Source organism: Pseudomonas psychrophila (assembly GCF_001043005.1).
GTDB classification, from domain to species: domain Bacteria; phylum Pseudomonadota; class Gammaproteobacteria; order Pseudomonadales; family Pseudomonadaceae; genus Aquipseudomonas; species Aquipseudomonas psychrophila.
On sequence record NZ_JYKZ01000017.1, the window covers coordinates 51,937 to 73,111 of the forward strand.

The following is a 21,175-nucleotide window of genomic DNA, read 5'->3' on the forward strand; positions in this document are numbered from 1 at the left end:
AGTCGCTGCCGCAGGCTGCGAAGGATTGCGGAGCAATCCGTTTCTTGAAGCCCCTGCGATTCCTTTCGCAGCCTGCGGCAGCGACTACACGCTATGGTTTAAACCGCAAAAATTTTGCCGGGGTTCATGATGCCCTTTGGGTCGAACACGGCCTTGAGCGCTTTCATGTACTCGATCTCGACCGGCGAACGGCTGTAGGTCAGATAATCGCGCTTGGTCATGCCAACGCCGTGCTCGGCAGAGATCGAACCGTTGTACTTCTCGACGGTTTCAAATACCCACTTGTTCACCGTCGCGCACTTGGCAAAGAACTCGTCCTTGCTCAGGTTTTCAGGCTTGAGGATGTTCAAGTGCAGGTTGCCATCACCGATGTGGCCGAACCAGACAATTTCGAAGTCCGGGTAGTGCTCGCCAACGATCGCATCAATTTCCTTCAAGAATGCCGGGACTTTCGACACAGTGACCGAAATGTCGTTTTTGTAAGGCGTCCAGTGGGAAATGGTCTCGGAGATGTACTCGCGCAGTTTCCACAGGTTTTGCAACTGGGTTTCGCTCTGGCTCATCACACCATCGAGGACCCAGCCTTCTTCCATGCAATGTTCGAAAGTTTCCAGTGCGGCGTTGGCCACTTCTTCGGTGGTCGCTTCGAATTCCAGCAGCGCGTAGAACGGGCAGTCGGTCTCGAACGGCGAAGGCACGTCTCCGCGGTCCATGACTTTGGTCAGGGCCTTGTCGGAGAAGAACTCAAAAGCCGTCAGATCCAGCTTGCTCTGGAAGGCATGCAACACCGGCATGATGGAGTCGAAATCGGCCGTACCCAACACCATCGCCGTCAGGTTTTTCGGGGCGCGATCCAGACGCATGGTGGCTTCCACCACAAAGCCCAGGGTGCCTTCAGCGCCGATAAACAGCTGGCGCATGTCGTAGCCGGTGGCGTTTTTGATCAGGTCCTTGTTCAATTCCAGCACGTCGCCCTTGCCGGTCACGACTTTCATGCCCGCGACCCAGTTACGGGTCATGCCGTAGCGAATCACCTTGATTCCGCCGGCATTGGTGCCGATATTGCCGCCAATCTGGCTGGAACCTGCCGAAGCAAAATCCACCGGGTAGTACAGGCCATTTTCTTCGGCGAGGTTTTGCAGGTGCTCGGTGACCACGCCCGGCTGACAGACCACGGTGCGATCGGTCAGGTTGATGTCCAGCACTTGATTCATGTAGTCGAACGACACAACCACTTCGCCATTGGCGGCCACGGCTGCGGCGGACAAACCGGTACGGCCACCCGACGGCACCAATGCGACGTCATGAGCGTTTGCCCACAGCACAATGGCCTGCACTTGTTCAGTGGTTTTCGGGAACACAATGGCCAGCGGGGCCGGGGCGAAATGCTTGGTCCAATCCTTGCCGTAAGCATTAAGCGAGTCGGCGTCGGTCAGGACCTTGCCAGGCTCTACCAGGGTCTTTAGCTCATCAATCAAGGCAGGATGGGTCATCAACAGAACTCTCGAACAATTCATGGTCATCCTGAGAACGCTTCACGTCGCAGGAATGGGTGTTTAGCGGGGCGCTTATGCTAGCATACGACCCCCCCGCAGAATCGAGCCGTAGGACGATTCTCGGTGCCGGTCTTCACGCCGGCCAGGTCAGCTCTCGCTGTCCATTCCCTGCCATTTTTTCTCTGGGACACAGGTTTACGCAGATGAGCAAGACTTCTCTCGATAAGAGCAAGATCAAGTTCCTTCTTTTGGAAGGCGTCCACCAATCCGCTGTTGAAGTGCTCAAATCTGCCGGGTACACCAGCATTGAGTACATCACCAGTTCCTTGCCTGAAGCCCAGCTGAAGGAAAAGATCGCTGATGCCCACTTTATCGGCATCCGTTCTCGTACCCAGCTGACCGAAGAAGTGTTCGACTGCGCCAAGAAATTGGTCGCTGTTGGTTGTTTCTGCATCGGCACCAACCAGGTCGACCTCAACGCTGCTCGCGAACGCGGTATCGCTGTTTTCAACGCACCGTACTCCAACACCCGTTCGGTGGCCGAGTTGGTGCTGGCTGAAGCGATCCTGTTGTTGCGTGGCATCCCTGAGAAAAACGCTTCCTGCCACCGTGGTGGCTGGATCAAAAGCGCAGCCAACTCCTTCGAAATCCGGGGCAAAAAGCTGGGTATCGTCGGCTACGGCTCTATCGGCACTCAGCTGTCGGTACTGGCTGAAGGCCTGGGCATGCAAGTGTTCTTCTACGACACCGTGACCAAGCTGCCATTGGGCAACGCGACTCAGGTCGGTAATCTGCACGATCTGTTGGGCATGTCCGACATCGTCACCTTGCACGTGCCTGAAACCGCAGCCACCCAGTGGATGATCGGCGAAAAAGAAATCCGCGCCATCAAAAAGGGCGGGATTCTGATCAACGCCGCACGTGGCACCGTAGTTGAACTGGACGCCCTGGCTGACGCGATCAAGGACAAGCACCTGATCGGCGCCGCTATCGACGTGTTCCCGGTTGAGCCGCGCTCCAACGACGACGTGTTCGAAAGCCCGCTGCGCGGCCTGGACAACGTGATCCTGACCCCGCACATCGGCGGTTCCACCGCTGAAGCGCAAGCCAACATCGGTCTGGAAGTGGCAGAGAAACTGGTCAAGTACAGCGACAACGGTACTTCGGTATCGTCCGTGAACTTCCCGGAAGTGGCCCTGCCGGCTCACCCTGGCAAGCACCGTCTGCTGCACATCCACGAGAACATCCCGGGTGTGATGAGCGAAATCAACAAGATCTTCGCCGAAAACGGGATCAACATCTCCGGTCAGTTCCTGCAAACCAACGAAAAAGTTGGCTATGTAGTGATCGACGTAGATGCAGAGTCTTCGGACCTGGCGCAAGAGAAGTTGCAGACCGTCAACGGCACTATCCGTTGCCGCGTTTTGTTCTAAACGCGCGTCACAAAAAAGGGAGACCCTCGGGTCTCCCTTTTTTTATCCGTCGAAAATACTTATTTCACATCAACCGTGATTTTCTTCGACACGATGCTTGGCTTGAACGGCACGTGTACCTGGTTGCCCAGCACCAATTGCAGGGTGTGCTTGCCGGGTGGCAGGGTCACCTGGGTTTCGGTCTGTGCCTTGCCGAAATGGATATGGTTGGCATCGGCCGGGATAGGCGCGTTTTCGGCTGGCAACTGGTCGACGTCAATCAGCAGGTGGTGGTGGCCTGCGTGAGGGGTCGCCTCGGTAATAGGCGCCAGAGGCATACCTTCGATGCCGAATTTGACGGTGAACGTTTGATCAACGGTTGCACCATCGTTAGGTTCAACGATGAAAACCTTGGCGCCTTTAGGAGCCGGCTCCGATTCCAGGCCAGCCGCTGTGGCCATGACCGAAGCGCCCATCAACACAGAAGCCAACGCAACACGAGACAGTAGAGCTTTCATTTTTTTCTCCGGTTTTTTGCAAAATTCTTCGGCGCCGGACAACTTTGAGCCAATCTGTTGTCCAACGCCGCAACTGACCAACATAAAGCAAAGCGCACGCTCGATGCGAATCGCTTGCAACACATTCAAAGGAGTGTCCATGCGTTTCCTGCCAGGCCTGATGCTTTTACTGCCATTGGCGAGCCCTTTTGCTCAAGCCGAACTGATCGACGACGTGAACGACCGAGGTGAACTGCGCATCGCCCTTGAAGCTGACATGGCTCCATTCAGCTTCAAGCAGGACGGACGCTTGACCGGCTTTGACGTGGAGTTGGGCGAGCTGCTGGCTCAGGAACTGGATGTGCATCCCTCCATTCTGGTCACTGACAGCAATGACCTGCTGCCGGGCGTTGAGAGCGGCAAATACGATGTCGCCATCAACCACATCGCTTTGACTCCCGAACTTCAAGATCGTTTCGACTTCAGCGAGCCTTACAGCCACATACAAGCGCAGACGATAGCTCGACAAGAACCGCCGCGCTCACCCAACAGCCTTGCCACGTTGCAGGGCCAGACATTAGGCGTAGTTCAGGGCAACACGTTTGTCGACCGCGGGCCATTGGTAACCGTAGCGCAGAAAGCGCCGGTCACGGATGAGGAAGTTGCCTTGGCCATTCCCTTCCAGAAAGGCAACCCGGCGTTCCAGGCCAGCCTGGACAAGGCACTGCAGCGGATCAAGGCCGATGGCCGGCTGGAGGCCTTGTCCCAGAAGTGGTTCGGGATGGGTGCAAAACAACCCTGAATACCCACTGTGGGAGCGAGCTTGCTCGCGATGGGATCGAATCGGTAATTCAGGCATACCGAGTCAACTGCATCGCGAGCAAGCCCGCTCCCACCCAATACTCAGGGTGTGCGAATCGCCTTAACATCCCCGGCCTTCACTTCACCCGCCTTGTTGCCCCAACTGGTGCGGATGAAATTGACCACATCGGCCACTTCCTGATCCGACAAGCGCCAGTCGAAAGCAGGCATGGTGAAGGTCGACGGCGCCGTATGCGTCGCAGGCAACGTCCCACCCTTAAGTACGATATGGATCAGCGACGTCGGGTCGTCCGACTGCAACACCGGATTGCCCGCCAGAGCAGGGAACACTCGGGTGTAGCCGTGACCGTCAGTGCGATGGCAAGCCGCGCAGTTATCGATATACACCGCAGCACCGCGTTTGCTGTCGTCACCGTTCCACAGGGCATCCGCGACAGCAGGATCGTACTGATGGGGCGCGTCCGCTGGATCAACCGCAGGCAACGACTTCAAGTAACGAGCGATAGCGGTCAGATCAGCCTCGGACATGTACTGCATGCTGTGTACGATCACATCACTCATGCCGCCAAACACAGCACTGCGATCACTGCGCCCGGTCTTGAGGAAATGCACCAGTTGCTCTTCGCTCCAACTGCCCAGACCGTCCTTGTGATCGCCTCGCAGGTTCTTCGCTATCCAGCCTTCCAGCGGTGCGCTACCTGACAGGAATGCCGGGCTGTCACTTGCACTCAGGGCCTTCTCCTGCATGGTCAATGCCCGTGGCGTGTGGCATGCGCCGCAGTGCCCAAGGCCTTCCACCAGATACGCACCGCGGTTGAGCACGGCGTCCTGCCCGGCTTGCGGCTTGAAGTCTTCAACCGCAGGCGCAAACAGCCAGCGCCATATCGCCAACGGCCAGCGCATGCTCAGCGGCCACGGAATATCAGCCTCCTGATTCGCTTGCTCGACAGGTTTTACGCCTTTCATAAAGTAGGCATACAACGCCTGCATATCGGCCTCGTTGACCCGCGCATAGGACGGATACGGCATGGCCGGATACAAGGTGCTGCCATTTTGCGCGACACCGTGGCGCACGGCCTTGTCGAAATCTTCAAAGCTGTAGCTGCCAATGCCGCTTTTACCCGGCGTGATATTGGTCGAATAAATCGTACCGATCGGGGTTTCCATCGCCAGGCCACCGGCGAACGGCTTGCCGTCCTTGGCGGTGTGGCACGCCACGCAGTCACCGGCGCGAGCCAGGTATTCACCTTGCTTGACCAACGCTTGCGGATCACTGTCAGCGGCAACCGCCGAGAAGCTGACGAAGAGTGTCAGGGTCGCGATAACAAATGCTTTCATGGTCATCGCTCCTTATGCCTGAACCAGTGGGCCGGGGTTTTTCAGGTACTGCTCGCGGATCGCCCGGGCCGACCAATAAGTCAACGCTGCAACCAGACCTGTCGGGTTGTATCCCAAACCTTGTGGGAAGGCAGATGCACCCGGCACAAACACGTTATGCACGTCCCAGCTCTGCAGGTAACGGTTCAGAGCACTGGTTTTAGGATCGGTGCCCATGATCGCGCCACCGTTCAGGTGAGTGGTCTGATAGGACGCCGTATTGAAGTGGTCACCGACCTGTTTGCCGATCCGGGCAATGGCTTTTGGGTTCATCGCTTCGGCGATCTTGCCCATTTTCTCCATCATGAAACGGTTCATTTTGATGTCGTTTTCTTGCCAGTCGAACGTCATGCGCAGCAGCGGTTGACCAAAGGAATCGCGATACACCGGATCCAGATCGAGGTAATTGCTACGGTAGGACTGATGCGCACCGTGGGCATCCATTGACACCTGGTGGGTGTAGTAATCGGCAGTAGCACGCTTCCAGGCGCTGCCCCAGGTCGGGGTACCCGGCGGGTTGGACGTGCCCGCAATCGGCCGGCTGCCAGCCTGGTTGACCCACATCGGCGAACCGCCGACAAAGCCGTGCGGCCCGTGATCGAAGTTATCCGCGTTGAAGTCATCGATGGCCACGCCATTGCCGCCAGCGCCGATGAAGTTGTTGGTGTGTACGTCTTTATCGAAGTACGCCTTGATGGTGGCCATGTTCTGGTAGGCGAAGTTTCTGCCCACCACGCCTTCACCGGTTTTCGGGTCATAGGGCTTGCCAATTCCCGACAACAGCATCAAACGCACGTTATGCAACTGGAACGCGCCCAGGATCACCAGGTCCGCAGGTTGCTCGATCTCGCGGCCCAGTGCATCGATGTAGGTCACGCCGGTGGCTTTGCTCTTGGTGCTGTCCAGGTTGACCCGAATGACATGGGCATCAGGGCGCAGCTCAAAGTTAGGCAGCGGCTTGAGCGCTGGCAAAATGTTTACGTTGGGCGATGCCTTTGAGTACATGTAGCAGACATAACCACTACAAAAACCGCAGAAATTGCACGGCCCCATCTGCGCGCCATAGGGGTTGGTGTACGGCCCCGAGGTGTTGGCCGACGGCAAGTTGTAAGGCTTGTAGCCCACTTCATTGGCCGCTTTCTGAAACAGTTGAGCGGAGTAGGTGTTCTTTTGCGACACCAGCGGGAAGTGATCGGAGCGATCCGGGGCATAAGGGTTGCCGCCCTTGCCTTCGCCGACCAGCTTGCCATTGACGGTCCAGGCCTGGCCCGACGTTCCGAAGACTTTTTCGGCATAGTCGAAGAACGGCTCCAGTTCTTCATAGCTGACGCCGAAGTCCTGGATGGTCATGTCCTTGGGAATAAAGTTTTTACCGTAGCGTTCTTCGTAATGACTGCGCATGCGCAGTTCCATCGGGTCGACCCGAAAGTGCACACCCGACCAGTGCAAACCCGCGCCGCCCACGCCGTTGCCAGGCAAAAACGCGCCCAGCTGACGATTGGGCAAGGCCACGTCATTGACGCTATGGCGGATGGTGACGGTTTCTTTGGAGACGTCCTGAAACAGCTTTTTACGTACGCTGTAGGTGAGTTCGTCGATCACCTGTGGATAGTTACCATCCGGGTAGGTGTCCTGCATTGGGCCACGTTCTAGGGCCACAACATTCAGGCCAGCTTCGGTCAGCTCTTTGGCCATGATCGCGCCGGTCCAGCCGAAACCGACGATAACTGCATCAACTTTTTTCATAACGGTCGACATGCTCAAGCCCTCTCGCCGCGGATGGAAACTGCCGGGAAGGGGTACTGCTCGTTGCGTTCAACCCAATCCATGAAATCAGCGCGCGCGCCGGGGAAGCCGATCATGGTCCAGCCGACCATGCCTTTGTTGCCACCGTGAATAGGGTCGCAAAAAAAGCCTTCCTTGGTGTTTTGCAGCAAAAAACTGAAAAACATCTTGGCCGGGACGCTCTCGAATTTAGGCGTACCGGCCTCCAGTTGTTTGAGCACTTCGTCTCGGGTAGCGCTGTCTAGCCCAGCAAATGTTGAGTTATAGGCTTTTTTGCAGAGCTCCTCCGTGGCAGCGATGCCCAGGCGATAGATCTGTTTTGGCACCAGTTTGCTCTGCCAGCCCATCTCGGGCGGCGCGTCGGCATTGAACGGACCTTGCATGAACCACAGCGCACCACTGGCGTAAGGCGTGTTCATCTGGCGGTCGATATATTCCGGCACACCGGCTTCAAGAGCGCCGGGACCTTGCTCGTCTGCAGGGATCAGGCGTGCGACCGCGGCGTTTACGAACGCCCACTCCTCAGCCGTGAAGTAGGTCGGCTCATACGCTTTGCCAGGGCTCGAAGGGCGCTGTGCAGGTTCAGGCGCTGCGACCGCAGGCGTGGCCATCATCACCGTGCTACCAAGGCCGGTGCTGGCAACAGTGACCACTGGAATCAGGGTCAGGGTTTTGCGCAAAAACTCACGCCGGGGGTTGTCTTGCTCAGACATGCGGGGCACCTCATCAGGCAGTCACGGATTACAGCCGCTCATGGGCAGCTTTTCGTTTTGGCAGCGATACGGGTCGGTGTAGACCGAAGGAAAACAACACGCATGCAAAATTTGGTTACAAATACTAACAGGCCGGGCGCGCTGATGAATCGTTTCATGCGTAATTTTGCCGCACCTGCCGCCAGGGGTGTGTTCTCACGAATTTTTTACACAGGGCTCACACGGTTTTGATCAGGATTGACTCAATCTGCCGCCACCTCCTGATAACCCCTGTTGAAGTGGTCAAATTGACATGCCCAAAGCCCGGCTTTTTCCCGCCCTGTGCCTGACATGGCTGGCAGCGTTAGCATTGCCTCAGGCGCAGGCCGAAGAAACAACTCGGGTTCGCCCGGCGCAATGGGCTCAACCTGTTGACGCGCAGTACAACCTCTATCAAATGTCCCCGACCCTTTACCGCAGCGCCTTGCCTGACAGCGATGCACAGCCGCTGCTGGCAAAGTTGCAGATCGCAACCGTGGTCAATTTCCTGCCTGAAGCCGATGCCTTCTGGCTCAAGAACCCCGATGTAGCACAGGTCCAGTTGCCTTATCGCACCAACCATGTGGATGACACCGATGTGCTGGCCGCATTGCGTGCCATTCAGACGGCACAAACCAAAGGTCCGGTGCTGATGCACTGCAAACACGGCGTGGACCGCACAGGTTTGATGGCAGCGATGTACCGCGTGGTGGTGCAGGACTGGAGCAAAGAAGATGCATTGAAGGAAATGACCGAGGGCGGCTTTGGCCAGAACTCGCATTTCAAGGATGGCGCGAGCTACATGATGAAAGCTGATATCGCGCAATTACGCGCAGCCTTGAGCAGCGGCGCGTGCAGCACCAGCCCCTTTGCCGTCTGTGCAGTGAAGGGCTGGCTCAAATCCAGTTGATTACTGGCGTACAGCCCACTGCTCCAGAGCTGCCTTACGCTGTTTCGGTGGCAGTTGGGCGAGTGTTTCTACCTCTTGATAAAACCGCGGCCAATTGCCCCCTACGGATTCAAACAGCGCGGCAAAGGCTGGAACCCATTGGTCATACAGTCCGAAAGGCAGCAGTTTGGCGTTATTCATCGGCGAATTGACCCACCCATCGAAGCGCGGATTACCGCCCCATTGCTGATCACGTAACTGACGGTACTCCCCGCGCATTCGCGCAAATTCAGCCGCTTTGCGCTGACGCATTTCATCGGCAGGCAAAGGCTGCGCGTAAAGTTCTTGCAGGCGTTGGCGGGTATTGAGCACCAACGCGATAAATTGCTTGCGCTGCTGCAAGCCTTTGTCGCGGCTGGGCGAAAGCCCCTGATGGGCGCGCCATTGGCGGGTGCCTTCCTGTTCAACGAAGCTGGCGAAAGACTCATTGAACTCGCTGTCGTCCTTCACATAAAAACGCTGATGCGCCAGCTCATGAAAAATCAGGGTCGCCAGGCGCTCATCGCCCCAAGTGAGCATGCTGTTGAGAATAGGGTCATCGAACCAGCCCAATGTCGAGTAGGCCTCAACCCCGCCGACAAAGACGTCCTTGCCGTCCTGACGCTGGAGGGCCGCTTCCCCTCGCGCCGCCCCCTGACTGTAATAACCACGGTAGGCCACGCACCCGGCAATCGGGAAGCAATGGGTAATGGGGTTGAGGGAAAACTCCGGTGTGACAAACACGTTCCACACCACATAGGGCCGTTTGAGGTCGGCGTACAGGCGATAGCTCTGGTTGTCCGGCAGGTGCAAGTGCTGGCTGGCGAAGGTGCGTGCGGCCTGGGCTTTAACCAATTGCTCACGCAATGCCGCCGGGCGCTGGGGGTCGGCAATGACCTCGGTTACCGGTTCGCGGGCCTGCAATAACCGCCATTGCCCACCCGCCAGTTGCGAGTAATACGACGCACTGGAACAGCCATTGATCAGCGGTATGAGGGCTAGAGCAAGCAGGCAGCGAACACGCGGCGTCATAAAGCGATCCCGGCGGCAAAGTGACAATAGTGTGGGAGCGGGCTTGCTCGCGATACAGGCAGCACAACCTTTCAGGCAAACCGCATCGATGCCATCGCGGGCAAGCCCGGCTCCCACAGAGGGCTGACCAGCGAAGCGGCATTGCGCGCTATGCTTATGTAACAAATTTTCTGGAAATCATCATGCGCACTTTTTTGCTTGTGTTGACCGCTTGCCTGCTGAGCGCTTGCGCCAGCACGCCACTACCTTCGGCTGACCCGAAAATGGCCTGGATTGACCTTGAAACCCAAACCGGCAAGCTGGTGATGGCCGAGCGTCTGGATAACCGGCGCATGACCGACGGTCGCTATTTTCAAGTCACGCCGGGCAGTCACGAACTGATGGTGCGCTTCGATTTCGAGGTGTTTGTAGGGGGGATGGGCATGTTCAGCGACCCGCAGGAGCGGCTGTGCTACGTCACCTTGAATTACGACAACTTCCAGCCCGGTCAGCGTTACCGGTTGCAAGCACGCTCGCTGGGCTTCAACGCCTACGCCCGACTGTACAACGCAGCGGGCAAGGTGGTCGCCGAAGAGCGGCTGGTCAATTGCTTACCGTGACGCCTGGCGGTCGTTGTTCTGATAGATAATTTTTTTGCTGCCGTACTCGCACGAGCCGACCACCATGTTCTCGTCATGGACCTCTTCGTTGGTCACGATTTCAAGCGTATAGGACGACACGTTATTGGCCTGGATCTTGGCTTCAATTTCGGCTTTCAGTTCTTCACACGGCTTGGGGGCCGCCAAAGCCGAGGTAGCCATGGCGCAGCAAATAACCGCTAGAGCAAAACGTTTCATGATGAGACTCCTTGAGGCAGAACGCTAAGTCATGATCTGACGCGAGCAGTGATCATTCGATCACATCTGGCGCAGCGCAAGACTGATCTGTCGCAGCCGAGTACCAACTGTCCGGAACAATGCAACCCCGCTTATGGCAAGCGGGGCGCACGCAGTCGTCAGCTCACCAGTGTGGCATCCAGAGTGATTGTTGCGTTCAGCACTTTGGACACCGGGCAGCCTTCTTTGGCCTTGGTGGTCAGTTCGTCGAATTGCGCCTGGGTTGCGCCGGGCACTTTGGCCTTGAGCACCAGATGCACTGCCGTAATTGCAAAGCCGCCATCCACCTGGTCCAGCGTCACTTCAGCCGTGGTGTCGATGCTGTCGGCCTTGAGACCGGCATCACCGAGGATCATCGACAGTGCCATCGAGAAACAGCCTGCATGGGCTGCGCCAATAAGCTCTTCGGGGTTAGTGCCCTTGCCGCCTTCAAACCGCGCCTTGAAACCATACGGCGCTTCGCGCAGTACCCCGGTTTCAGTGGAAATAGAACCGATACCGGTTTTAAGGTCGCCTGCCCAATGAGCCGATGCTTTCTTTTTGATACTCATGCGTGCCTCCTGAAGAACGGCGCGAAGGTTTCACGCCATGGTTAAGGTTGTGAGGGTAGTCGGCTCCACAAAGTTCATCTTGTCGGACCAGTCGTCTTTTTTAGTCACTCAATTCCCGGTTTGCCATTGAATCTCGGGTATATGCCCATATTGCTTAATCACTGGCGGGCCAAGCGAGCGCTTGGACCTGCACCCCACCTGGAGTAGCCGGCTGATGAAACGATTGTCTGACATCAAATTCTCGACCCTCGACCTGGTGCCTGTGCGCGAAAATGGCAGCGCCGCTCAGTCGTTGCGCAATTCGCTGGATCTTGCACAGCACGTAGAAAAGTTTGGCTATAACCGCTTTTGGGTAGCCGAGCACCACAACATGGACGGTATCGCCAGTTCGGCGACCTCTGTGTTGATCGGTTATCTGGCTGGCGGCACCTCGACCATTCGCGTGGGTTCAGGCGGGATCATGCTGCCCAACCATGCGCCGCTGGTGATCGCCGAGCAGTTCGGCACCCTCGAAAGTCTGTATCCGGGACGCATTGATCTGGGCCTTGGCCGTGCGCCGGGCTCAGATCAGATGACCGCCCGCGCCCTGCGCCGCGAGCGTTCAGGCAGTGCCGATGAGTTCCCGCAGGATGTGGCCGAGCTGATGCGCTACCTTGGCCCCCGCACCCCGGATCAACGGATCATCGCCATGCCGGGCACGGGCACCAACGTTCCGGTCTGGCTGCTGGGCTCCAGCTTGTTCAGTGCGCAACTGGCCGGTGAGCTTGGTTTGCCTTACGCCTTTGCCTCACATTTCGCACCGCGTTTGATGCATGAAGCGATTCGCGTCTATCGCAATCACTTCACACCCTCCGCGACCCTCGACAAGCCGTACGTGATGCTCGGCATCCCGCTGGTCGCGGCGGATACCGATGAGCAGGCCGAGTATCTGGCCACCTCCGTACAGCAGCGAATTCTGGCGTTGATGCGTGGGCAAAGCCTGGTACAGCGCCCACCGGTGGAGACAATGGACGGATTGTGGCTGCCCCACGAAAAAGAGGCGGTGATGAGCTTCCTGGGCCTGGCGATGGTCGGCGGCCCGCAGAAAATCAAGGCTCAGTTGGATGTGCTGGTCGAGCAGACCCAGGCCGATGAACTGATCTTTACCTGTGATTTGTATGAACACGCAGACCGCATTCACTCATATGAATTGCTGTCGCAGGTGATGAAAGGGGCGTAAGGCAAAAACAACTGTGGGAGCGAGCCCGCTCGCGATGGCATCGACGCGGTTCAATTGAAACACCGCGCCGTCTGGCATCGCGAGCGGGCTCGCTCCCACAGGTATTGCATCACAGGGTATTAGCCGCGTTTGTAGATGATTTCCTTGGTGCCGCCTTCGCAGGTACCCACCACTTTGCCGTCAGCCGAAGTGCCTTTATCCACAGCAGTCAGCGAATAATGCGTGGCGCCATTAGCCTCAATTTTCGCCGCGATTTCGCTTTTCAGCTCTTCGCACGGCTTGCCCGCTGCGAACGCTGTTCCTGCCAGACTCAGCAAACCTACAGCCAATAAAATCTTTTTCATCGGTGACATTCCCCGGTCAAAACGAAAAGGGTGCAACGCGGCATGTGCCGTGCTGCACCCAGACGGTGTAGCCGAGTTTATGGCAAACGGCCAGCCAGTAAGTTCAAAACGCCATCACCTTTTCAGCTACTGGCTATCCGAAAACCGACCTTGAGCGTCACCTGATAGTGCGCAACCTTGCCGTCCTTGATGTGCCCACGCGTATCGATCACTTCGAACCATTCCAAGTGTTTGATGCTTTTGTTGGCCTCGGCCAGTGCATTACTGATGGCGTCTTCTATGCTGCTCGGGGACGAGCCTACCAGTTCAACTTTCTTGTAGGTGTGATGGTCAGACATAACGTTCTCCTTTGTCGTAGATCAAAGCCTAGCAGCGATTGTGCTAAATACTTTGTAGGCAAATTGAACGGAAAAGTTCAGGCCAACTGCACTTTCTGAAATCTCTGTAGTCGGACTTAACAAGCACCTCACTCATCAATGCAGGAGAGCCCTAATGGCTAGCAATTCCCTACGTAAAGCCTCATTGCAAAGCATGGAAGCAGAGATCGAGAGCCTGCTCAAGTCTCTGGAAGGCCTCAAGCACGATGCTTCCGAGGAGTCCCAAAAGACCCTGAAAGTGCTCAAGAACAACGCCGAGAATGCACTCAAGCATTCGCGTCACCTGCTCAGCGACGCCTACGAAGAAGTGAAGGACAAGACTCGCGAAACCGCTATCGCTACCCGTGAGTACGCCCAGGAACATCCGTATGCCACTGCTGGCGTTGCTATCGGAGCGCTGGGCCTGCTGGCGGCCTTCCTGATGTGCAAGCGCGGTAACTAATCTGCGCTGCGCGCAAGCTCAGCCTTGAGCCATTGCGCCAGTTGCCGGGCGCGCCCGTCTGCGGCGCGCTTGGGCAGCCATAACGTCAGCTGCGCCGGGGTTTCGTTGAAGCCCCAGGGCGCAGCCAGGCGTCCTGCCTGCAGGTCTTGCGCCACCAACGGCTCGGGAGCAATTGCCACACCCAGCCCCGCAACGGCGGCTTCAAGCAAGTAGTACAAGTGTTCAAATCCCTGCCCGTAGTTCAAATCCCTTGCCTCGATTGCATTTTGTTGAGCCCAGCTTGGCCATGCCTGTGGCCGCGAAGTGGTATGCAGCAACGATTCGTCGAGCAGGACGCTGGCCGGGGCATCACACAGTTGCGCGTAACGGGCATAACGCGGGCTGACCACCGGGCCAATGCGCTCGCTGGCCAACTCATATACCTGCATGTCGGCGGGCCATGGCGGCTCGGCAAATACCAGCAAGGCGTCTAGCCCGGGGCGACGAGGGTCGAGATCACCTTCACCGGCAGACAAGTGCAAGCGCAAGTCCGGTAAATCGGCGTTCAACCGACCCAGACGCGGAATAAACCAGCGCGCCAGCAAACTGCCTGAGCAGCCGAGGACGAAAGGGGCATTGACCTGGCTTTGCGTGAGTTCTGCGCACAGATTACGTAAACGATCGAAGGCTTCGCTGCTGGCATCCCGCAGCCGAATTCCGGCTTCAGTGAGCTTGAGGCCTCGTCCTTCCTTCACAAACAGGCTCACCCCCAGATGCTCTTCAAGGACTTTTAGCTGTCGACTGACGGCGCCGTGAGTGACGTTCAACTGCTCAGCTGCCTGGCTGACACTGCTCAGGCGGGCGGCGGCTTCGAATGCACGCAGGGCATTGAGGGGCGGGAGATCTCGACTCATGATATCTGTGAGTTTTCCTGACAGGTTGTGGCGATCTTATCGGTTTTCATCCCGGGCTGTCGCGGGTAAAGTCTGGCCCATCGACCTTCGTAACTTTTTATCTGGAGCGTCACATGACTCAATCCACTTTACGTACCGGCCCAGACGCCAATGGCATGTTTGGCTCATTCGGCGGCCGTTACGTAGCCGAGACCCTGATGCCGCTGATCCTTGAACTGGATCGCGAGTACGAGTTGGCAAAAAAAGACCCTGAGTTCATCAAGGAACTGGCCTATTTCCAGCGTGACTACGTGGGCCGTCCAAGCCCGCTGTACTACGCCGAGCGGCTCACCGAGTTCTGTGGCGGCGCCAAGATTTACCTCAAGCGCGAAGAGTTGAACCACACCGGCGCGCACAAGATCAACAACTGCATCGGCCAGATCCTGCTGGCGCGACGCATGGGTAAAAAACGCATCATCGCCGAGACCGGTGCCGGGATGCACGGTGTGGCCACCGCGACCGTGGCGGCCCGCTTTGGTCTGCAATGCGTAATCTACATGGGTACCACCGACATCGAGCGCCAAGAAGCGAACGTGTTCCGCATGAAACTGCTGGGCGCTGAAGTGATCCCGGTAGTAGCGGGTACCGGCACCCTGAAAGACGCCATGAACGAAGCCCTGCGCGACTGGGTGACCAACGTCGACGACACCTTCTACCTGATCGGCACCGTGGCTGGCCCACACCCGTATCCGGCGATGGTGCGTGACTTCCAGGCCGTGATCGGCAAGGAAACCCGCGACCAGATGCTCGCCCAGGAAGGCCGCCTGCCGGACAGCCTGGTCGCGTGCATCGGTGGCGGCTCCAACGCGATGGGCCTGTTCCACCCGTTTCTGGATGACACCAGCGTCGACATCATCGGCGTGGAAGCGGCGGGTCACGGCATCGAAACCGGCAAGCACGCGGCAAGCCTCAACGGCGGCGTACCGGGCGTACTGCACGGCAACCGCACGTTCCTGCTGCAGGATGACGATGGCCAGATCATCGACGCCCACTCCATTTCTGCCGGCCTCGATTACCCTGGCATCGGCCCTGAGCACGCCTGGTTGCACGACATCCGTCGCGTCGAATACACCTCGGTGACCGACGACGAAGCCCTTGATGCTTTCCACAAGTGCTGCCGCCTTGAAGGCATCATCCCGGCCCTTGAAAGTGCCCACGCCCTGGCAGAAGTATTCAAGCGCGCACCGACTCTGCCGGCCGATCACCTGATGGTGGTCAACCTTTCGGGTCGAGGCGACAAGGACATGCAAACCGTGATGCACCACATGAAACAGTCTCAACAGGAGCAGCACTGATGAGCCGCCTGCAAACGCGCTTTACCGAACTCAAGGAACAAAACCGCGCGGCCCTGGTGACCTTTGTCACCGCAGGTGACCCGGACTACGCCACCTCGCTGGCGATCCTCAAGGGTTTGCCTGCTGCAGGCGCCGACGTGATCGAACTGGGCATGCCCTTCACCGACCCGATGGCCGATGGCCCGGCGATTCAGCTGGCCAATATTCGCGCACTGGGTGCCAAGCAAAATCTGGCAAAAACCCTGCAAATGGTTCGCGAGTTCCGTGAAGGCAACAGCGATACCCCGCTGGTGCTGATGGGTTACTACAACCCGATCCACCACTACGGCGTGCCAACGTTTATTGCCGACGCTGTCGCTGCCGGCGTTGACGGCCTGATCGTGGTCGACATGCCACCCGAGCACAACAGTGAGCTGTGCGACCCTGCGCAGGCGGCAGGCATCGACTTTATCCGCCTGACCACGCCGACCACTGACGACGGGCGCTTGCCGACCGTGTTGGCCGGCAGCTCGGGCTTTGTGTACTACGTGTCCGTAGCAGGCGTGACCGGCGCCGGTTCAGCCACCACTGAACAGGTAAGTGCGGCCATCGAGCGTCTGCGTCGCCATACCGACCTGCCGATCAGCGTGGGCTTTGGCATTCGCACCCCGGAACAAGCAGCGGCGATTGCACGGCTGGCAGATGGCGTAGTGGTCGGCTCGGCATTGATCGACAAGATCGAAAATGCAGCGACCCCTGAACAGGCGGTGGATGGTGTGTTGAGTTTGTGCGCGGCGCTGGCAGAAGGCGTGCGTACCGCCCGCTAGATCAAGACCGCCCTCACCCTGACCCTCTCCCTCTCCTTCGGGAGAGGGAGAGGGCCGGGATGAGGGGAAAGGTGTCACCCGATCTTACTTCTGCGTCCCGTCATCGTGCAGCAAGTTGGCCTGGGTCAGGTTGCTGCCCGCCGGTACGCTGCGAGTCAGCCAGACGTTGCCGCCAATGGTTGAACCCTGACCAATGGTGATACGCCCCAAAATCGTCGCGCCCGCGTAGATCACCACATCATCCTCAACGATCGGGTGGCGAGGGTGACCTTTTTGCAGTTGCCCCGACTCATCCGCCGGGAAACGCTTGGCCCCAAGGGTCACTGCCTGATAGATCCGCACACGTTCACCGATGATTGCGGTTTCTCCGATCACAACGCCTGTCCCATGATCAATAAAGAAGCTTGGCCCGATCTGCGCGCCAGGATGGATATCAATGCCGGTGGCGGAGTGCGCAATTTCTGCGCTGATGCGCGCCAGCAAAGGCAAGCCTGCGCGATACAGGTGATGCGCCAGCCGGTGATGAATCACCGCCAGAATCCCCGGATAGCACAACAGCACTTCATCCACACTGCGGGCCGCCGGATCGCCGTGGTACGCGGCCAGTACGTCAGTATCGAGAATCGTGCGCAGGCCTGGCAGGGCCAGGGCAAAGTCCTGAATCAGCAAGGTCGCGGTAGCATCCACGCCCTCATCGGGCAGACCGCCCTGGCGGGCCGCGTAACGCAACTCCAGCCGGGCTTGGGTCAGCAGGGCGTTGAGCGCGACATCCAGCGTGTGGCCGACGTAGAAGTCTTCGCTCTCCTCACGCAGGTCAACCGGGCCCAGACGCATGGGGAACAACGCACCACACAAGGCCTCGAGAATATCGGCCATCGCGGCACGCGACGGCAGCTCGCGGCCACCTTGCTCACCACTGACCCGCCCGTTTTGCGTGCGCCACTGATTTCGCGCCGCGCGCAGTTGGCAGACGATGGCCTGCAATTGCCAAGGATTGGAACGATCACTCACGATGAATACTCCGCACGCTGGCGGCTGGATCGACCAGCCGCGAATTGGCAATGATTTTACGGTATCAAAGAGTTTCGCAGTGGAGCAAATGACCGCTTAACGTCGACGCCATGCCCGCCAGCTCACCGCTACGATAATCAGCAAGGCCAGCACGCCCAGAATGGCCATGCTCAAGCTGTGATAACCGAAGAGCGGCTTTTCGATGCGGATATAGCCGGGCTCGGCAAACAACTCGCGCAGTGCCGCATTGGCCTGCTCAAGGCTGATGGTCTTAAGCTGCTTGGCCGGATCAGCGAAATGACCCTCCTCGTAGTCACCCAGCGAAGCCCAGTAGTAATCGGCCAGCGCGCTGTTACCTTGCACCGCCCACGCCTGGCGGGCAATGGCGGCGTTCTTGAGCCGGGCAAACACCTGCGGGTCCAGCCCGTCCTTGAGAAGCCGGGCCTTCAGTTGTTCAATCACCTGCCGGGCTTGAGGCACATTTTCGCGCTCCAGGTCCGCATTCAGGCTTAGAAAGCTCACGCCGCCAAACACTTCGCGCTCCGCCCAGGGGCCGTAAGACAACCCGTGCTTGAGCCGCAGTTCGCTGTACAGGGCCCACTCCAGATAATCGCGCAGCAAGCTCCAGGTTTCATCGGACTGCCCCTCGATCACCGGCTCCGGCAACAGCCAGTGCAAGGTCGCCGTGTCACCCACCACCCCGCGCACCAGCTCACGCTCGGCGTCGGCCTTGGCATCGATCGCGGCCAAGGGCCTGTGCTCACTGGGCTCAACCGGTTCAAGGGCGCCGTAGGTACGCTCCAGATAGGCCGGCAACAACCGGTCCAGGTCGCCCACGATAATCAGCGACATGTTGTTGGGCGCGTACCAGTTCTGGCGAACGGCCTCTAACTGTTGACGCGTAAGGTCATGCACTTCAGCCCGCTCTGCGCATTTAAGCCCCAACTCGACCGCCAATTGATTACTGGCACTGTGGCCAAGATCCTGGCGGTCCAGCCAACGCTGCAAGTGCGAGTAATGGCCGCCGTCTTCACGCTCAACCACTTGCTTGGCATCGCTGATGCGTTGCTCGGTAAGTTGCGTACGGGTCAGCAAGCCCAACAGCAGGTCGAGGATTTTGCGCTGATTTTTAGCCGGGGCCTCGATCACAAAGGTGGTGTCGGCGTGGCTGGTAAAGGCGTTCCATTCGCCCCCCAACGCCTGCATGCGCTCCTCCAGACCGCCCTCACCGGTGTCATCGATGCCGCTGAAAAGCAGATGCTCCAGCAGGTGCGGTAACTGCTGGTCGGCGCATGAAAAGTCATCCAGCCCCACACCTACCACCAGCCGAATCGACACGTGCCCGCGATCATTACCGGGCTTGAGGATGAGTTGCAGACCATTGGGGAGTTGGTAACCCTCGACGCTGTTACGATCAAGGGCAAAGCCCTGAGTCGCGCCGAGCAGTAAACAGATGAACAGCAGGCAGCGCATAAAAAATCCCTGAATTCTCGAGTCCTTGAGCCGGTGCAGCTTAGTCTCTGCTTACCGGCTGACAACACCCCGGCAGGTAACGTTCAAGGAAAATGTTGCGTATCCGCTGCGTTATCCAGCTCCAGCGCGCCGGTTTCAGAGGTTTCAAGAACCACGTAGGCACTGCCGCAAAACAGTGAGTTCAAGCGTTTCATGTCCGCGATCAACTCCAGGTGCATGGAGCTGGTCTCAATGCTTTGCGTGACCTTGCGCTGCAAACGGCTTACGTGAGCGTGGGCCAGGCGCCGCTCCTGGGCGCGAAAGCGGCGCTTCTCGCGCAGCAGTTGGCGGGCGCTTTGCGGGTCTGAACTCAGAAACACGGTCAGCCCGAGTCGCAGGTTATCGATCAGCTGACTTTGCAGGACCACCAACTCCTCCAGCCCGGTCTCTGAAAACGATCGACGCTGGGAGGTTTTCTGCTGCTGGACTTTGCGCAGCATGCGTTCGATCACATCGCTGGCGAGTTTGAGGTTGATCGCCAGTTCGATGATTTCTGCCCAGCGTCGGCTGTCCTGTTCGCTCAAGTCTTCCCGAGGCATTTGTGCCAGATAGAGTTTGACCGCGCTGTAGAGCACTTCGACTTCATCGCTCAGCGTGCGCATTTCTTGGGTGACAGCGGTCTGCTTGCCGCGCAAAACGTCGAGCATATTGACCAACATGGTGTCGATCAGGTCGCCAATACGCAGGGTTTCCCGCACGGCGTTGGCGAGGGCCAGGCTCGGTGTGTCGAGCGCTGCCGGGTCCAGGTGGCGCGGCTTGGCCACGCCGTTGGTTTGCTCTCGTTCGGGCAATAGCCAGGCGCAGATGCGCGCCATCAGGCCCACCGTCGGTAGCATCAAAAAGCAACGGGCAGTGTTGTAGAGCAGGTGGAAACCGATCACCAGTTCCTGGGCGCTATAGCTCAGGCTGTCCATCCAGGCCACCAGCGGATCGAGCACGGGCATGATCAGCAACAGGCCAATGAGTTTGTAGAGCAGGCTGCCCAACGCCACCTGACGCCCGGCGGCGTTTTGCATGTTGGTACTGAGAAAGGCCAGCACGCCGCTACCAATGTTGGCCCCAATCACCAGACCGATTGCCACGTGCAGACTGATCACGCCCGCACCGGCCAGTGTTGCGGTCAGCAGTACCGCCGCCAGGCTTGAGTAGGAGACCATCGCGAACAGAGCGCCGACCAGGGCATCCAACAGAATATCGCCGGTCAGCGAGGCAAAGATCACCTTCACGCCCTGAGCGTGAGTGATGGGGGTTGCGGCTTCGACGATCAGTTGCAGCGCCAGAATAATCAGGCCCAAGCCAATTGCGACCCGACCCAGTTGTCCGGCGCGGGTTTGCTTGCGCGTCAGAAAGAAAATCACACCCAGAAAAATCAGCAGGGGTGACAACCACGAGAGGTCAAAGGTCAGCACCCGGGCCATCAAGGCCGTACCGACATCGGCGCCGAGCATGGTTGCCAGCGCAGGGGTGAGTGCCATCAGCCCCTGGCCGACGAATGAAGTGACCAGCATGGCCGTAGCGTTGCTGCTCTGCACCATGGCTGTGACCACGATCCCGGCGACGAAAGCAAACATGCGCCTGGAGGCGTTTTGCCCGATGACATGACGCAGGTTGGTACCGAAGACCCGCAAAATGCCGGTTCGAACGATGTGAGTGCCCCAGATCAACAAGGCAACAGCGGAAAGCAGATTGAGCAGGGTCAGCATGCTGGCTCCCTGTAATAGATGTGTCTAA

Annotated in this window: 22 protein-coding genes; 8 read left to right on the plus strand and 14 right to left on the minus strand. The window is 58.2% G+C overall.

The features are described from left to right. Window positions 1-98 precede the first annotated feature (98 nt). Window positions 99-1,493 carry an FAD-binding oxidoreductase gene (locus TU76_RS23025; RefSeq protein WP_019828298.1) on the minus strand — a complete coding sequence of 465 codons (1,395 nt, stop codon included), beginning with the start codon at window positions 1,491-1,493 and terminating at the stop codon, window positions 99-101. A 206-nt stretch (window positions 1,494-1,699) separates the two neighbouring features. On the opposite strand from TU76_RS23025, the gene serA reads away from it, so the two are divergent. Beyond that, on the plus strand, window positions 1,700-2,929 hold the full coding sequence (gene serA, locus TU76_RS23030; RefSeq protein WP_019828299.1) for a phosphoglycerate dehydrogenase: 1,230 nt from the start codon (window positions 1,700-1,702) through the stop codon (window positions 2,927-2,929). Between the two features lie 59 nt (window positions 2,930-2,988). Here the strand turns inward: serA and TU76_RS23035 are convergent, their stop codons facing one another. Further along, a complete protein-coding gene (locus TU76_RS23035) occupies window positions 2,989-3,426 on the minus strand; it encodes a DUF4399 domain-containing protein (RefSeq protein WP_048352566.1) in 438 nt (145 codons plus the stop codon). A gap of 139 nt (window positions 3,427-3,565) precedes the next feature. Between TU76_RS23035 and TU76_RS23040 the strand changes: the two genes are divergently transcribed. Continuing rightward, window positions 3,566-4,207, plus strand: coding sequence for a transporter substrate-binding domain-containing protein (locus tag TU76_RS23040; RefSeq protein ID WP_019828301.1), 642 nt, complete (start codon window positions 3,566-3,568; stop codon window positions 4,205-4,207). Between the two features lie 101 nt (window positions 4,208-4,308). On the opposite strand, the gene TU76_RS23045 is transcribed toward TU76_RS23040, so the two are convergent. The 3 genes from TU76_RS23045 to TU76_RS23055 are packed head-to-tail and all read right to left on the minus strand — an operon-like array spanning window position 4,309 to window position 8,102. Next, the gene (locus TU76_RS23045; protein ID WP_048352559.1) at window positions 4,309-5,565 is read right to left on the minus strand and encodes a cytochrome c; all 1,257 of its coding nucleotides are present in this window, start codon (window positions 5,563-5,565) and stop codon (window positions 4,309-4,311) included. A gap of 12 nt (window positions 5,566-5,577) precedes the next feature. Continuing rightward, entirely contained in the window at window positions 5,578-7,362 is a 1,785-nt protein-coding gene (locus TU76_RS23050; RefSeq protein ID WP_046808814.1) for a GMC family oxidoreductase, read from the minus strand. A 2-nt stretch (window positions 7,363-7,364) separates the two neighbouring features. Next, window positions 7,365-8,102 carry a gluconate 2-dehydrogenase subunit 3 family protein gene (locus tag TU76_RS23055; RefSeq protein WP_048352560.1) on the minus strand — a complete coding sequence of 246 codons (738 nt, stop codon included), beginning with the start codon at window positions 8,100-8,102 and terminating at the stop codon, window positions 7,365-7,367. Between the two features lie 292 nt (window positions 8,103-8,394). Between TU76_RS23055 and TU76_RS23060 the strand changes: the two genes are divergently transcribed. Beyond that, on the plus strand, window positions 8,395-9,030 hold the full coding sequence (locus TU76_RS23060) for a dual specificity protein phosphatase family protein (protein WP_048352561.1): 636 nt from the start codon (window positions 8,395-8,397) through the stop codon (window positions 9,028-9,030). Here the strand turns inward: TU76_RS23060 and TU76_RS23065 are convergent, their stop codons facing one another. Continuing rightward, complete coding sequence (locus tag TU76_RS23065; protein WP_046808811.1) at window positions 9,031-10,080, minus strand: aminopeptidase; 1,050 nt, start codon at window positions 10,078-10,080, stop codon at window positions 9,031-9,033. Window positions 10,081-10,262: 182 nt separating this feature from the next. Between TU76_RS23065 and TU76_RS23070 the strand changes: the two genes are divergently transcribed. Then, entirely contained in the window at window positions 10,263-10,679 is a 417-nt protein-coding gene (locus TU76_RS23070) for a PA0061/PA0062 family lipoprotein (RefSeq protein WP_019828307.1), read from the plus strand. Here TU76_RS23070 and TU76_RS23075 read toward each other — a convergent pair. Both TU76_RS23075 and TU76_RS23080 read right to left on the minus strand, forming a co-directional pair. Continuing rightward, a complete protein-coding gene (locus TU76_RS23075; RefSeq protein ID WP_019828308.1) occupies window positions 10,671-10,916 on the minus strand; it encodes a DUF1161 domain-containing protein in 246 nt (81 codons plus the stop codon). The two genes, TU76_RS23070 and TU76_RS23075, sit on opposite strands and share 9 nt — an antisense overlap. A gap of 158 nt (window positions 10,917-11,074) precedes the next feature. Then, window positions 11,075-11,506 carry an OsmC family protein gene (locus TU76_RS23080; protein ID WP_048352562.1) on the minus strand — a complete coding sequence of 144 codons (432 nt, stop codon included), beginning with the start codon at window positions 11,504-11,506 and terminating at the stop codon, window positions 11,075-11,077. A gap of 214 nt (window positions 11,507-11,720) precedes the next feature. Between TU76_RS23080 and TU76_RS23085 the strand changes: the two genes are divergently transcribed. Beyond that, window positions 11,721-12,725 (plus strand): LLM class flavin-dependent oxidoreductase, encoded by a 1,005-nt coding sequence (locus TU76_RS23085; protein WP_019828310.1) that lies wholly within the window; start codon window positions 11,721-11,723, stop codon window positions 12,723-12,725. A gap of 119 nt (window positions 12,726-12,844) precedes the next feature. Here the strand turns inward: TU76_RS23085 and TU76_RS23090 are convergent, their stop codons facing one another. Both TU76_RS23090 and TU76_RS23095 read right to left on the minus strand, forming a co-directional pair. Next, window positions 12,845-13,069 carry a DUF1161 domain-containing protein gene (locus tag TU76_RS23090; protein WP_019828311.1) on the minus strand — a complete coding sequence of 75 codons (225 nt, stop codon included), beginning with the start codon at window positions 13,067-13,069 and terminating at the stop codon, window positions 12,845-12,847. Between the two features lie 122 nt (window positions 13,070-13,191). Continuing rightward, entirely contained in the window at window positions 13,192-13,407 is a 216-nt protein-coding gene (locus tag TU76_RS23095; RefSeq protein WP_019828312.1) for a dodecin, read from the minus strand. Between the two features lie 154 nt (window positions 13,408-13,561). On the opposite strand from TU76_RS23095, the gene TU76_RS23100 reads away from it, so the two are divergent. Next, window positions 13,562-13,888 carry an ElaB/YgaM/YqjD family protein gene (locus TU76_RS23100; protein WP_019828313.1) on the plus strand — a complete coding sequence of 109 codons (327 nt, stop codon included), beginning with the start codon at window positions 13,562-13,564 and terminating at the stop codon, window positions 13,886-13,888. On the opposite strand, the gene TU76_RS23105 is transcribed toward TU76_RS23100, so the two are convergent. Continuing rightward, a complete protein-coding gene (locus TU76_RS23105) occupies window positions 13,885-14,781 on the minus strand; it encodes a LysR family transcriptional regulator (RefSeq protein ID WP_019828314.1) in 897 nt (298 codons plus the stop codon). The two genes, TU76_RS23100 and TU76_RS23105, sit on opposite strands and share 4 nt — an antisense overlap. 113 nt (window positions 14,782-14,894) lie before the next feature. Between TU76_RS23105 and trpB the strand changes: the two genes are divergently transcribed. Both trpB and trpA read left to right on the plus strand, forming a co-directional pair. Next, on the plus strand, window positions 14,895-16,115 hold the full coding sequence (gene trpB / locus TU76_RS23110) for a tryptophan synthase subunit beta (RefSeq protein ID WP_019828315.1): 1,221 nt from the start codon (window positions 14,895-14,897) through the stop codon (window positions 16,113-16,115). After that, complete coding sequence (trpA, locus tag TU76_RS23115; RefSeq protein WP_019828316.1) at window positions 16,115-16,921, plus strand: tryptophan synthase subunit alpha; 807 nt, start codon at window positions 16,115-16,117, stop codon at window positions 16,919-16,921. Before trpB ends, trpA begins: the two co-directional genes overlap by 1 nt. An 84-nt stretch (window positions 16,922-17,005) precedes the next feature. On the opposite strand, the gene epsC is transcribed toward trpA, so the two are convergent. From epsC to TU76_RS23130, 3 genes are all read right to left on the minus strand, one after another. After that, window positions 17,006-17,932, minus strand: coding sequence for a serine O-acetyltransferase EpsC (epsC, locus tag TU76_RS23120; protein WP_019828317.1), 927 nt, complete (start codon window positions 17,930-17,932; stop codon window positions 17,006-17,008). Window positions 17,933-18,028: 96 nt separating this feature from the next. Beyond that, window positions 18,029-19,405: a M16 family metallopeptidase gene (locus TU76_RS23125; RefSeq protein ID WP_019828318.1), complete on the minus strand. Its 1,377-nt coding sequence runs from the start codon at window positions 19,403-19,405 to the stop codon at window positions 18,029-18,031. Between the two features lie 83 nt (window positions 19,406-19,488). Further along, entirely contained in the window at window positions 19,489-21,147 is a 1,659-nt protein-coding gene (locus TU76_RS23130; protein ID WP_019828319.1) for a Na/Pi cotransporter family protein, read from the minus strand. Window positions 21,148-21,175: the final 28 nt, after the last annotated feature.